The 13,104-nt window shown below is 68.8% G+C and carries 10 protein-coding genes; 9 read left to right on the top strand and 1 reads right to left on the bottom strand.

Annotated elements, in window-relative coordinates:
• Window positions 1–60: 60 nt before the first annotated feature.
• The 5 genes from CSW62_RS15835 (at window position 61) to CSW62_RS15850 (ending at window position 7,418) form a co-directional block, all read left to right on the top strand.
• The gene (locus CSW62_RS15835) at window positions 61–1,872 is read left to right on the top strand and encodes a glycoside hydrolase family 15 protein (protein WP_099579408.1); all 1,812 of its coding nucleotides are present in this window, start codon (window positions 61–63) and stop codon (window positions 1,870–1,872) included.
• Between the two features lie 94 nt (window positions 1,873–1,966).
• A complete protein-coding gene (locus CSW62_RS15840; protein WP_233206704.1) occupies window positions 1,967–4,882 on the top strand; it encodes a TonB-dependent receptor in 2,916 nt (971 codons plus the stop codon).
• Window positions 4,883–4,888: 6 nt separating this feature from the next.
• Window positions 4,889–5,005 carry a hypothetical protein gene (locus CSW62_RS26175; RefSeq protein ID WP_143324463.1) on the top strand — a complete coding sequence of 39 codons (117 nt, stop codon included), beginning with the start codon at window positions 4,889–4,891 and terminating at the stop codon, window positions 5,003–5,005.
• Between the two features lie 143 nt (window positions 5,006–5,148).
• Window positions 5,149–5,943 carry a trehalose-phosphatase gene (gene otsB / locus CSW62_RS15845; RefSeq protein ID WP_099579411.1) on the top strand — a complete coding sequence of 265 codons (795 nt, stop codon included), beginning with the start codon at window positions 5,149–5,151 and terminating at the stop codon, window positions 5,941–5,943.
• Window positions 5,940–7,418: a trehalose-6-phosphate synthase gene (locus CSW62_RS15850; RefSeq protein WP_099579413.1), complete on the top strand. Its 1,479-nt coding sequence runs from the start codon at window positions 5,940–5,942 to the stop codon at window positions 7,416–7,418. The genes otsB and CSW62_RS15850 overlap by 4 nt, the downstream gene beginning before the upstream one ends.
• Window positions 7,419–7,560: 142 nt before the next feature.
• Here the strand turns inward: CSW62_RS15850 and CSW62_RS15855 are convergent, their stop codons facing one another.
• On the bottom strand, window positions 7,561–7,926 hold the full coding sequence (locus CSW62_RS15855; protein ID WP_099579415.1) for a BlaI/MecI/CopY family transcriptional regulator: 366 nt from the start codon (window positions 7,924–7,926) through the stop codon (window positions 7,561–7,563).
• 254 nt (window positions 7,927–8,180) lie between these two features.
• Here CSW62_RS15855 and CSW62_RS15860 point away from each other — a divergent pair, with 254 nt between their 5' ends.
• From CSW62_RS15860 to CSW62_RS15875, 4 genes are all read left to right on the top strand, one after another.
• Window positions 8,181–9,005, top strand: coding sequence for a 2-keto-4-pentenoate hydratase (locus tag CSW62_RS15860; RefSeq protein ID WP_099579417.1), 825 nt, complete (start codon window positions 8,181–8,183; stop codon window positions 9,003–9,005).
• 29 nt (window positions 9,006–9,034) lie between these two features.
• A complete protein-coding gene (locus CSW62_RS15865) occupies window positions 9,035–10,309 on the top strand; it encodes an MFS transporter (protein WP_099579419.1) in 1,275 nt (424 codons plus the stop codon).
• Window positions 10,310–10,380: 71 nt separating this feature from the next.
• On the top strand, window positions 10,381–11,436 hold the full coding sequence (locus CSW62_RS15870; RefSeq protein WP_099579421.1) for an oxidoreductase: 1,056 nt from the start codon (window positions 10,381–10,383) through the stop codon (window positions 11,434–11,436).
• A gap of 51 nt (window positions 11,437–11,487) precedes the next feature.
• Window positions 11,488–12,723 (top strand): PQQ-dependent sugar dehydrogenase, encoded by a 1,236-nt coding sequence (locus CSW62_RS15875; RefSeq protein WP_099579423.1) that lies wholly within the window; start codon window positions 11,488–11,490, stop codon window positions 12,721–12,723.
• Window positions 12,724–13,104 lie beyond the last annotated feature (381 nt).

Consider the following 13,104-nt stretch of genomic DNA (forward strand, 5'->3'; position numbering starts at 1 on the left):
AGCCACACCGTCGGTTTCATTCAAAACGGGGACCGCCGGAAAACGAACCGGCCAAAGGCGATGGACAAGGCTTTGCATCAGAAGACTCTCGACCTGTATCCGATCGGCAATTGCGCCGTCAGCGCGTTGATCGACACCCACGGCCGCTTCGTCTGGGGCTGCGCCCCGCGCGTGGATTCCGATCCCGTGTTCAGCGCCCTGCTCGACAATGCCGACATCGAGGGCGTCGAGGCCAAGGGCGTCTGGGACGTGCAGGTCGATCGCCGGGCCGAGACGCGCCAGGGCTATCTGCGCAACACGCCGATCCTGCGCACCGAGATCGCCGACGAGGACGGGGCGCGGTTCGAGATCCTCGACTTCGCCCCCCGCTACCAGCAGTTCGGACGCACCTTCCGCCCCACCGCCTTCATCCGCCTGATCCGGCCGATCGTCGGCGTGGCCCGGATCACCCTGCGCCTGAGGCCCACCGCCGGCTGGGGCGCCAAGGTCGCCGAGCACACCTCGGGCTCCAACCACATCCGCTATCTGTGCTCGGACATGACCCTGCGCCTGACCACCGACGCGCCGGTCTCGCACATCCTGGAAGAGCGCACGTTCCGGCTGGAGCGGCCGATCGCCATGTATCTCGGGGCCGACGAGGGCTTCGACGCCAATATCGGCGCGACCTGTGAGCGGATGCTGCGCGAGACCGACGCTTACTGGAAGCACTGGGTGCGCGGCCTGGCCGTGCCGCTGGACTGGCAGACGGCGGTGATCCGCGCGGCCATCACCCTCAAGCTCTGCATGCACGAGGAGACGGGCGCCATCGTCGCGGCCCTGACCACCTCGATCCCCGAACACGCCGACAGCGGCCGCAACTGGGACTATCGCTACTGCTGGCTGCGCGACGCCTATTACGTGGTCCAGGCCCTGAACCGGCTGGGCGCGGTCGATATCCTGGAGAACTATCTGGGCTATCTGCGCAATATCGTCGACCGGGCCGGCGGCGGCCATATCCAGCCGCTGTTCGGGGTCGGCTTCGAGGAGGTGCTGACCGAGCGCTTCGCCCCCGACCTGCCCGGCTATCGCGGCATGGGCCCCGTCCGGGTGGGCAACCAGGCCTTCGAGCACATCCAGAACGACGTCTACGGCCAGATCGTCCTGTCGACCGTCCAGGCCTTCTTCGACGAGCGCCTGCTGCGCCCCGCCACGGTCGAGGACTTCGAAGCCCTGGAGCCTGTGGGCGAACGGGCCTTCCAGCTGCACGACCAGCCCGACGCCAGCCTGTGGGAGTTCCGGGGCCGGGCCAATGTTCACACCTACTCCTCGGCCATGTGCTGGGCAGCCTGCGACCGCCTGGGCAACGCCGCCGAGAAGCTGGGGCTGAAGGACAAGGCCGCCCTTTGGAACGGCCGCGCCGCCCAGGCGCGCAAGGTCATCGAGGATCGCGCCTGGAACGACGAGCTGGGCCGCTTCGCCGCCACCTTCGAGGGCGCCGAACTGGACGCCTCCCTGCTGCAGCTCGTGGACCTGCGCTTCCACACAGCCGACGACCCGCGCAATGTCGCCACGCTGAAGGCGGTCGAGGACGGGCTGCGGCGCGGGGCTTATTTGCTGCGCTACGCCACCCCAGACGACTTCGGCTCGCCGCAGACGGCGTTCAACATCTGCACCTTCTGGCTGATCGAGGCCCTGCACATGTCCGGCCGCTCGGACGAGGCGCGCGCGCTGTTCGAGGACATGCTGTCGCGCCGCACCGGCGCGGGACTGCTGTCCGAGGACATCGGCTTCGCCGACGGCGAGCTGTGGGGCAACTATCCCCAGACCTATTCGCTAGTGGGCCTGATCAATTGCGCTGTGCTGCTGAGCCGTCCCTGGACGTCGGTCCGCTAGACTTGCCGAGCCGTGTTGCGGCTTTGACATCCAGCCGTCACAACTCGCGGGCAACTGCGGAGCTGGGACGCTCGAAAATCGGAGACGCTCTTTGTTGAGCCGCAAACTGGCCTTGGCCGGCGCCCTGAGCTGTGTGGCCGCGAGCGCCCACGCTCAGGCGACCAAGCCCGCTGTCCCCGCCCCCGCCGAGCAACCCGCCAAGCCGGCCGCCAAGCCGCCCGTCACGCCCGAAGACCTCGACACCGAGGTCGAGGCCGTCACCATCACGGCCAGCGGCAAGGCCTATGGCGCGGTGATGGGCGACATCCCGCCGGAAGAGACCTTCAGCGCCGCCGACGTGCGGTCGTTCGGGGTCTCGTCGATCACCGACCTGCTGACCGAGCTGACGCCCCAGACCACCAGCGGCCTGGGCGGCGATCCGGTCGTGCTGCTGAATGGCCGCCGAATCTCCGGCATGGGCGAGATCCGCGACATCCCGACCGAGGCCATCCAGCGCGTCGAGATCCTGCCCGAGGAGGTCGCGCTCAAATACGGCTACTCGGCCGACCAGAAGGTCGTGAACGTCGTGCTGCGCCAGCGCTTCCGCGCCGCCACGGTCGAGGGTCAGGTCGGCGGCTCCACGGCGGGCGGCCAGCTCAGCGAGATGGGCAACTACAGCCGCCTGCAGCTGAACCGCCAGGGCCGCACCAACATCGCGGTGAAGGTGCAGAACAGCGACCGGCTGCTGGAAAGCGACCGCGACCTGATCAGCCGCACCGACAGCGGCCTCTATGACCTGGTGGGCAATATCGGCCCCGCCCTGCCCGGCGCGACGCAGATCGACCCGGCCTTCAGCGCCCTGGTCGGAACGCCCGTCACCGTGGCCGGCGTGCCGGGCTCGGCGGCCAGCGGTCGCCCTGCCCTGTCGGCCTTCGCACCGAACGTGGCCAACACCAGCGACCTTTCGGACAGCCGCACCCTGCTGCCCGAAAACCAGCAGCTGAGCATCAACAGCGTCACCAACCGCTACATCCTCGACAATGTCTCGGCGACCTTGAACCTGGGCCTGACCGCCTCCCGCAGCAATTCGCTGCTGGGCCCGGCGCGGGCGCGGTTGCTGATCCCCGCCGGCGATCCGTTCTCGCCGTTCAGCCAGACCGTGGCGCTGTATCGCTATCTGGGCGAGCTGGCGCCGCTGGAACAGACCAACCAAAACCTCGCGGGTCACGCCGGGTTCACCCTGAACCGCGACACCGAGACCCTGCGCCTGTCGCTGACCGGCAATTATGACCACGCGATCAGCAAGACGCAGACGGACCGGAGCGCGGACCTGACCGGCGTCCAGACCCGCCTGACGGCGCTGGATCCGACCCTGAACCCGTTCGCGCCGCTATCGGGCCTGTCCCTGACGCAAGACCGCGCCCGCTCGACCACCGACACGGCGGACCTGCAGTTCGTCGCCAACGGCGCGCTCGCCAAGCTCAAGGCCGGGGATCTGTCGACCACTTTCAAGCTGGGCGTCAGCGGCACGAAGCTGGACGCCAGGTCGTTCCGCAACGGCGTTGAGGCCGACAGCGATCAGTCGCGCGGCGATATCAGCACCCAGGTCAGCTTCGACCTGCCGCTGGCCAGCCGGCGCAAGGGCGTGCGGGCCGGGATCGGCGACCTGTCCGCCAACCTCAACCTGGCCGCACGCCAGGTCTCGGACTTCGGGACCCTGACCACGCTCGGCGGCGGCCTGAACTGGTCGCCGGTCAAGCCAGTCAGCTTCATCGTCTCGATGACCCGCCAGGAGAACGCCCCCAGCATCGCCCAGTTGGGCAATCCGCTGGTCACCACCCCGAACGCCCAGGTCTTCGACTATGTGCGCGGGGTCAGCGTCAACCTCACCCGCGTCAGCGGCGGCAATCCCAACCTGCGGGCCGAGGAGCGCAACGTCCTGAAGCTGGGCGCCAGCTTCAAGCCCGAGAAGATCCAGGGCCTGTCCCTCACCGCCAACTACACCCGCACCCGCATCGACAACCCGGTGGCCGGCTTCCCGGCCGCGACGGCGGCGGTCGAGGCGGCCTTCCCCGACCGATTCACGCGCGACGCCGACGGAAACCTGACCCGCATCGACAGCCGCCCGGTCAACTTCGCCAAGCGCGAGAGCGAGCAGATTCGCTGGGGCCTGAACTTCTCGCGCCAGATCGGCAAGACCCCGCCCCCGCCGCCCGGCGGCTGGCGCGAACGGCAAGGCGGCGGCCAAGGCGTCGGCGGGCAGCGTCAGGACGGATCGACCGTTCCTGGCGCCGAGCTGCTGCGTCGCTCGCCTGGCGGCGCCACGGGCGAACCCACCCGGGCGCCGCAACCTGACGACCAGGCACAAAACCAGCAACCGCAGCAGAACCCGCCCGCCCAGACCGGCGAGGAGCCGTCGCGCCCGACCTTCGGCGACCGGGGCGGCGGCGGCGATGGTCCCCGCTTCGGCGGTGGTGATGGCGGCGGCGGGCGCGGCGGTGGCGGCGGCTTCGGCGGCCGGGGCGGCGGCGGCAATCCGCGCGCCACGCGGCTGCAGTTGGCGCTGTTCCACACCCTCCACCTGCGCGAGCGGGTGACCATCGCCGACGGCGTTCCGGCGCTCGACCTGCTGGACGGCGACGTCCTGGGCTCGGGCGGCGGCCAGCCGCGCAACGAGGTCGAGGCCCAGGCGGGGATCACCCGCTACGGCCTGGGCGCGCGCGTCTCGGCCAACTGGCAGAGCGCCACCCACGTCCGCGCGGGCCTGGGCGGAGCGTCGACCGATCTGGACTTCTCGGACCTGGCGACGATCAACCTGCGCCTGTTCGCCGATCTGGGCGTGCGGCGAGAGCTGGTCCAGGCGCACCCGATCCTGCGAGGGACGCGCCTGACGTTCGCGATCAACAACCTGTTCGACCAACAGCAGACCGTGCGCGACGCCACCGGCGCGGTCCCCCTGACCTACCAGCCCGACTACCTGAACCCGCGCGGTCGAGTCGTGTCGTTCAACGTCCGTAAGCTGCTGTTCTAGCGACGTCTGCGCCCCCTCCGTCACGCTGCGTGCCCGCAGCGCGCCACCTCCCCCGTTTCCCGGGTGAGGGAGGAAGAGACCTCTCCTGCCCCGCTTGCGGGGGAGGTGGCGCGGCGCCGATAGGCGACGTGACGGAGGGGGCGCTCCCCCTCCGCCCGCCCGCAATCAGCGACGCAAAATCCCGTGAGCTTCACCGCCTCGCGGGATCGAACCGGGCCTTCCGGCGTTCTTGGCGCATGTTGCTTATTGATGAGGGGGTTCTCGCCATGACCGCGGCTCACACGGTCTCGCGCCTGGAATCTGTCGATCTCGCGCCCCCGCCTATCGCGTTGCCGCGCCGATCGGCGCTGTTTCTCGACCTCGACGGCACGCTGGCGCCGATCATGCCGCGTCCCGACGACGTGGGTCCCGATCCACGCCGCGCGCGGGTCCTGGCGCGTCTGCGCGACGCGTTGGATGACCGCGTGGCGGTGGTCAGCGGCCGGGCCCTGACCAATCTCGACTACATCCTGGACGGCGCCATTCCAGCGATCGGCGCCGTTCACGGCCTGGTGCGCCGCAGCGCCGATGGCCAGGTGGTCGAGCGCGAGCCCCACGCCGGCCTGGCCGACGCCCGCCGCATCCTGGTCGAGCTGGCGCACTGCGAGCGCGGCCTGCTGTTCGAGGACAAGGGCCTGTCCGTCGCCCTGCACTACCGCAACGCCCCCGCCTGCGCCGAGGCGGTGATCGAGGCCGGCGAGCGCCTGTCGCAGTCCACCGGCCTTGTCCTGCAGCTGGGCGACATGGTCGTCGAACTGCGCACGCCCGGCGCCGACAAGGGGGCGGCCGTGACCGCCTTTCTGCGCGAGGCCCCGTTCCTGGGATCGACGCCGATCTTCGTCGGCGACGACCTCACCGACGAGGACGGCTTCGCCGCCGTCAACCGCCTGGGCGGGTTCGGCGTCCTGGTCGGCGCGCCCCGCCCGACGGAGGCCCGCTATCACCTCAAGGACACCAAGGCCGTGTTCACCTGGCTGGAGGGCCTCGCCGCGCCCCAAGGTGCTGTCGAGGTCACCGCATGAGCCGGCTGATCGTCGTTTCCAACCGCGTCAATCCGCCGAACCCGGCGGAGGGCGGCGAAGGCAGCGTCGGGGGCCTGGCCATGGCCCTGGCCGCGGCCCTGCGCGAATATTCCGGCATCTGGTTCGGCTGGAGCGGCAAGACCATCCCGGAGTTCACCGGTCAGCTGAACATGCAGCGGATCGAGGGCGTCACGGTCGCCACCGTCGACCTCGAGGAGACCGACTACCAGGAGTATTACAACGGCTACGCCAACAAGACGCTGTGGCCGCTATTCCACTATCGCGTCGACCTGACCGCCTATGACCGCTCGTTCGGCGAGGGCTATGACCGGGTCAACAAGCGCTTCGCCGAGACCCTGCTGCCGCTGATCGAGCCGGACGACATCGTCTGGGTCCACGACTACCACCTGATCCCGGTCGCCCGGGAGCTGCGGCGGATGGGCGTGACCAACCGGATCGGCTTCTTCCTGCACATCCCCTGGCCGGCCCATCAGCTGGTCACCACCCTGCCGCGCCACAAGGCGCTGGTGGAGGCGCTGTTCCACTACGACCTGATCGGCTTCCAGACCGAGGAGTCGCTCCAGGCCTTCGAGGGCTACGTGTTCTCGGAGGTAAACGGCCGCAAGAACGAGCGCGGCGAACTGGTCGCCTTCGGCCAGCGCACCTGCGCCGCCGCCTTCCCGATCGGCGTCGACGCGGCCGACTTCGCCCAGATCGTCCAGGGCGAGAACGCCCGCAAGGTCTACGACCGGATGATGGCCCACAGCGTCTTCCGCAAGATGATCGTCGGCGTCGATCGCCTGGACTATTCCAAAGGACTGGAAGAGCGGCTGATCGGCTTCGAGCGGTTCCTGCACGACCATCCGGACATGGTGCGCGACGTCATGCTGCTGCAGATCGCCCCGATCTCGCGCGACGAGGTCGAGGCCTATCAGGATCTGCGCGCGCGGCTGGACGGCCTGATCGGCCGGATCAACGGCGCCTATGCCGAGATGGACTCCACGCCGATCCGCTATGTGAACCGCTCCTATCGCCGCGACGAGCTAGCCGGGATCTACCGCGCCAGCCGCGCGGCCCTAGTCACACCCCTGCGCGACGGCATGAACCTGGTGGCCAAGGAATATGTCGCGGCCCAGAACCCGGACGATCCCGGCGTGCTGATCCTGTCACGCTTCGCCGGCGCGGCGCGGCAGATGAAGGACGCCCTGATCATCAACCCCAACAGCCCGGAGGAGATCTCCGACGCGCTGGAGCGGGCCTTGTCGATGGAGCTGCCCGAACGCCGGCGCCGCTGGGAAGCGCTGTTCGACAATGTCAGCCGCGAGGACGTCACCGCCTGGCGCGACGACTTCGTCACCGCCTTGCGCGCGCGGCCGGGACCGGATGGGGATAAACCTGAAAAGCCGGTGCTGACGCTGGACGTGGCGGCCAAGGCGCTGAAGGCCGGGCCTGAAGCGAGCGCGATGCGGGCTTAGCCGAAACCGTTTTCCCCGGCGAACGCCGGGGCCCAGATACCAGAACGCCCGCAGTCTGGTCAGGATCGCGGGCGTTTCTGCATGCGCCTCACAGCCGTACGATCTGGGTCCCGGCCTTCGCCGGGAAGATCGGCGGTGGGGATTACTTCTCCGCCATCCCGTCGATCAGCGTCTTCAGCTTCTCCACCTCATCGGCGCGCAGCGGGCGGTGCTGGGCGAAGTGGCTGATCAGCGGGGCCAGCTGGCCTTCGAACAGGCGGTCCAGCAGGCCCTGGCTTTCGGAATGGACATAGGCGCTGCGGTCGATCAGCGGCCGATAGCCGTGCTTGCCATCGGCGCGCTCGGACTTGATCGCCTTCTTCTTCAGCAAGCGGTTGATCAGCGTCTTGACGGTGGCCTCGCCCCAGTCCTGGGACGCGCCGACCTCGGCCACCAGGTCGTCAGCCGACATCGGCTGGCGGCGCCAGAGGGCTTCCATGACATGCGCTTCGGCGGCGGTGATGTGCATGACACTTACATCCGTAATTCATCGGGGACGCTATACCCGCTATTACGCGTGTCAAGCCGCGTCTGGCGCGTAGCTCTGGGGGAGGCCCGCCAGCAGGGGCTCGGGCTGGATCAGCTCGGGCGCCGCCGCGCGTGTCACGTCGACGTTCGCGCCTCATTGTCAATGACACCGGTTTCCACTAGAGACTCCCCAAACCTGTGACCATGGCCCGCCAAGCGGGACCTGTGCCGAATATGCGAGGGAGGACTAGCGGCGTGACCGTTTCTGAGGCCGATAGCGAGGTTTTCGCCCCCGCGGCCATTGCTCCCCAATTCGTCAAGGCCCGCCAAGAGGGCGTCAGCGTCCCCGGCTATCCGGGCGGGGTGATTCCCTCGACCATGGCCGAAGGCTACGCCGTCCAGGATCTGGCCATCGCCGCCTGGCCGGACGAGCTGGTCGGCTGGAAGGTCGGCCTGGTGCCGCCGCAGCATCGCGAGCGCCTGGGCGTCGACCGCCTGGCCGGCTGCATCTTCAAGTCCAAGGTCCAGGACGCCTCGACCGACGGCCAGCCTAATAAATTCCGCGCTATCGACGGCGGCTTCTGCGCCGTCGAGGCCGAGTTCATCGTCCGCCTGGGCAAGGACGCGCCCGCCGACAAGACTCAGTGGACCGCCGAAGAGGCCGCCGAGTATGTCGGCGAACTGCTGGTCGGCGTCGAGATCGCCGGCAGCCCGCTGAAGACCATCAACGCCCTGGGCCCGACGGTCGTGGCCTCGGACTTCGGCAACAACGATGGTCAGATCATTGGTCAGGCCATTTCCAACTGGCGTGACATCGCCTGGGAGGATATGCCGGTCGAGACCATCATCAACGGCAAGTCGCTGGGCACGGCCTCGGCCGCGACCATCCCCGGCTCTCCGCTGGCCGCCCTGGCCTTCCTGCTCGGAACGGTCGCCGCGCGCGGCAAGCCGCTGAAGAAGGGCATGATCGTCACCACCGGCGCCACCACCGGCATCCACGACGTGGTCGCCGGCGATGTCGCCCATGTAAGCTTCGGCCCGTACGGAACCGTGGACTGCATCGCCGTCCCGGCCAAATAAGAAGACCATAAGGGGAAGGACGCGTGTCCATGGACTTTTCGAAAGCGCCCGCCCCGTCCGAAAAGATCGGACGGTACCGTTGGGTGATCGTCAGCCTGCTGTTCGCGGCGATGGTCATCAACTACGTCGATCGCCAGACGATCGGCCTGCTGAAAGCGGACCTGTCGAAGGAATTCGGCTGGGACGAGACCCACTACGCCGACCTCGTGTTCTACTTCCAGATGGCGTACGCGATCGCGTACCTGGCCTGGGGCAAGATCATGGACAAGATCGGGGCCCGCTGGGGCTTCGGCGTCGCGTTCGCGATCTGGCAGATCGCCCACATCGCCCACGCGGCGGCGGCCGGCTTCGGCGGCTTCGTGGCCGCCCGCATGGGCCTGGGCATCGGTGAAGCCGGCGGCTTCCCCGGCGGCATCAAGGCCGTGGCCGAGTGGTTCCCGAAGAAGGAACGCGCCTTCGCCACCGGCCTGTTCAACGCTGGCACCAATATCGGCGCCATCGTCACGCCGCTGGTCGTTCCCGGCATCGTCCTGGCGTTCGGCTGGCAGATGGCCTTCATCGTCACCGGCATCGCCGGCCTGGTCTGGCTGCCGATCTGGTTGCTGGTCTATCGCCGCCCGCGCGAGCAGAAGAACCTGGGCGCCGCAGAGCTGGCCTATATCGAGCAGGATCCGGCCGACCCCGTCGAGAAGATCGGCTGGGCCAAGCTGCTGACCAAGCGCGAGACCTGGGCCTTCGCCCTGGGCAAGTTCCTGATCGACCCGATCTGGTGGATGTTCCTGTTCTGGCTGCCGGACTTCCTGGGCAAGCGCTACGGCCTGGACCTGAAGTCGTTCGGCCCGCCGCTGATCGCCATCTATCTGCTGAGCGACGTCGGTTCGGTCGCCGGCGGCTGGATGTCGTCGACCCTGATGAAGAACGGCGCCACCATCAACAAGGCCCGCAAGCTGACCATGCTGGTCTGCGCCCTGCTGGCCGTGCCGGTGATGTTCGCCGCCAAGGCCGACAGCGTCTGGCTGGCCGTGCTGATCATCGGCGTCGCCACCGCGGCGCACCAGGGCTTCTCGGCCAACCTCTACACCCTGCCGTCGGACGTGTTCCCGCGCGCCGCGGTCGGCTCGGTCGTCGGTATCGGCGGCATGCTGGGCGCCTTCGGGGGCATGGCCTTCTCGAAGTACATCGGCAAGGTCCTGGACCAGATCGGCAGCTACACCCCGATCTTCATCGTCGCCGGCAGCGCCTATCTGATCGCCCTGCTGGTCATCCACCTGCTGACACCCAAGATGGAGCCGGTGAAGATCTAGCCGATCGAAACCGCACCGAAACGACGAAGGGCCGGGGAGCAATCCCCGGCCTTTTTCGTTAGAAGGCGGTCATGGCCGCCTCCCCTCTCCACGTCGCGCCCCTCAAAGTGGCTCTGGTCGGCTACGGCTATGTCGGCAAGACCTTCCACGCCCCGCTGATCGCCGCGACGCCGGGCCTTTCGTTGCACACGGTAGTGTCCAGCGATCCGGCCAAGGTCGCCGCCGACTTTCCGGACGTCCGCGTCGTCGCCGAGCTCGAGGCGGCCCTGGCCGATCCCGCCATCGACCTGGTGGTCATCGCCACCCCCAACGCCCTGCACGCGCCCCAGGCGATCGCCGCGCTGAACGCCGGCAAGGCCGTCGTCGTCGACAAGCCCTTCGCCGTCACCGCCGCCGAGGCCCAGACCATGGCCGATGCCGCCAAGGCCGCCGGCAAGCTGCTGGCCGTGTTCCACAACCGCCGCTGGGACAGCGACTTTCTCACCCTCCAGCGCTTGATGGCTGAGGGCGTCCTGGGCGAGATCGTCCAGTTCGAGAGCCATTTCGACCGCTTTCGCCCCGTGGTGCGCGACCGCTGGCGCGAGCGGGCCGGCCCGGGCGCCGGCGCCTGGATGGACCTTGGCCCCCACCTGCTGGACCAGTCCCTCGCCCTGTTCGGCCAGCCCCTGGCCATCGCCGCCGATATCGGCGTGCAGCGTCACGGCGCGGGCGCGGACGACTATTTCCACGTCACCCTGCGCTATCCGGTCCTGCGGGTGATCCTGCACGGCAGCCTGCTGACCGCCGCCGCCGACCTGCGCCTGGCCGTCCACGGCACCAAGGCCAGCTTCGTCAAACACGGCCTCGACCCGCAGGAGGGCCAGTTGAAGGCTGGCATGACTCCGGGCGCGGCCGGCTATGGCGTCGACGCCCGCCCGGGCGTGCTGACCACGGTGGAGAACGACGCCCAGGTCCACGCTCCCGTCCCGCCCGAACCGTCGGACTATCGATCCTTCTACGCCGGCGTTCGCGACGCCGTACTCCACGGCGCCGCCTCCCCCGTGCCGGTGGAGCAGGCGCTACGGGCGATGGCGCTGCTGGAACTGGCCCAGCGCGCTTCGGACGAACGGCGAGAGCTGCCGATTTAGCCGCCCGAACCGGGTAGCCCCCGCCCCGAAAACCCGCTTAACCTGCCGCCCATGCGCGCTTCCTTGCTCACCGCCTCCGCCGCCCTCGCCGCCGCTCTGGTCGCCTGTGGTCCCGCTCCCGCCCAGACCCAGGCCGGAGCGCCCGTCGAGAGCCGCCCGGCCAATGCGCCCGGCCAGAAGCCGGCCTTCGTGGGCCAAACCCGCGCGCCGGGCCTGAACTCCGGCGTGGTTGGCCAGTACACGACCCTGGCCAGCGGCCTCTCCCACCCGTGGGGCATGGCCTTCCTGCCCACTGGCGACCTCCTGTTGACCGAGCGGGCGGGACGCCTGCGGATCTTCGGCAAGGACGGCAAGCTGTCGCCGGCCGTCCAGGGCCTGCCGGCGGTGTTCGCCGAGGGTCAGGGGGGCCTGCTGGGCGTGGCCCTGGACCCCGCCTACGCCAAGAACGGCCTGGTCTACTGGGCCTATGCAGAAGCCGACGGCGGCGTGAACGGCACGGCCGTGGCGCGCGGCAAACTCGTCTTAAGCGCCCCTGGGGGTCCTGCCCCGAAACTGGAGAACGTCCAGGTCCTCTGGCGCCAGGCGCCGAAGATGGACAGCGCCCTGCACTTCGGCGGCCGCCTGGTGTTCGCCAAGGATGGCACGCTGTTCATCACCACCGGCGAGCGTTCGATCCTGGAGGGCCGCGTCCAAGCCCAGCACCTGGACGCCACGCTCGGCAAGGTGATCCGCATCAACGCCGACGGCTCGATCCCCAAGGACAACCCGTTCGTGAAGACGCCCGGCGCCAAGCCGGAGATCTGGTCGCTGGGCCACCGCAACCTGCAGGCCGCCGCCCTCGATCCCAGCGGCAGGCTGTGGACCGTCGAGCACGGCGCGCGCGGCGGCGACGAACTGAACCACCCCGAGGCCGGCAAGAACTACGGCTGGGCCACGATCACCTATGGCGAGGAATATTCCGGCAAGCCGATCGGCGACGGCGTCACCGCCAAGCCCGGCATGGAGCAGCCGGTCTACTACTGGGACCCGGTGATCGCCCCCTCGGGCATGGCCTTCTACGAGTCCAACCTGTTCCCGGCCCTGAAAGGCAGCGTGCTGATCGGCTCGCTGAGGGAAAAGCACGTCGACCGCCTGGTCCTCAAGGACGGCAAGGTCGTCGGCGAGGAACGCCTGTTCACCGACATCGGCGGCCGCGTGCGCGACGTCGCCGTCGGCCCGGACGGCGCGATCTATGTCCTGACCGACGAGGAAGACGGCAAGCTGATCAAGGTGACGCCGAAGGGGTGAGGCGCTGGGGCTTCGACCTTTCACGCTTGTAACTTGATCGTTGTTCACCGGCCGACGCAACCTTGTCTGGCCTGGTCCGCGAGGAGCGGGTTCGCCAGCGTGCCTGTGTCGCGCGGGTATTCTGCAGCCCCACGCCAGCGAGTCATCTTGCAGCCTTCTTCAATCGCTCCGCCTCCCAGCCTCACCCTCGGCGCGCGTCAGACCGGCTGGCGTGGAATGGCTTTGGTTGTCGCCCTTGGCGTCCTGGTCACGACGCCGGGCGTCGCGATCGGCGGATCACAGCCGACCAAGGCCGCAGCCGTCGCGGTCATAGGCGTCGATACGCCGCTCAAGACCCTGAACGGGACGGGGCTGGTCGCCCCGCGGGATGGTCCGTCCGCA

The sequence above is a fragment of the Caulobacter sp. FWC2 genome, assembly GCF_002742625.1.
GTDB lineage: Bacteria > Pseudomonadota > Alphaproteobacteria > Caulobacterales > Caulobacteraceae > Caulobacter.

Bases quoted from the DNA above. Each gene is read 5' to 3' on its own strand.
- CSW62_RS15875 (WP_099579423.1), top strand. From the start codon at position 11,488: ATGCGCGCTTCCTTGCTCACCGCCTCCGCCGCCCTCGCCGCCGCTCTG.
- CSW62_RS15855 (WP_099579415.1), bottom strand. From the start codon at position 7,926: ATGCACATCACCGCCGCCGAAGCGCATGTCATGGAAGCCCTCTGGCGC.
- CSW62_RS15835 (WP_099579408.1), top strand. From the start codon at position 61: ATGGACAAGGCTTTGCATCAGAAGACTCTCGACCTGTATCCGATCGGC.
- CSW62_RS15850 (WP_099579413.1), top strand. From the start codon at position 5,940: ATGAGCCGGCTGATCGTCGTTTCCAACCGCGTCAATCCGCCGAACCCG.
- otsB (WP_099579411.1), top strand. From the start codon at position 5,149: ATGACCGCGGCTCACACGGTCTCGCGCCTGGAATCTGTCGATCTCGCG.
- CSW62_RS15865 (WP_099579419.1), top strand. From the start codon at position 9,035: ATGGACTTTTCGAAAGCGCCCGCCCCGTCCGAAAAGATCGGACGGTAC.
- CSW62_RS15870 (WP_099579421.1), top strand. From the start codon at position 10,381: ATGGCCGCCTCCCCTCTCCACGTCGCGCCCCTCAAAGTGGCTCTGGTC.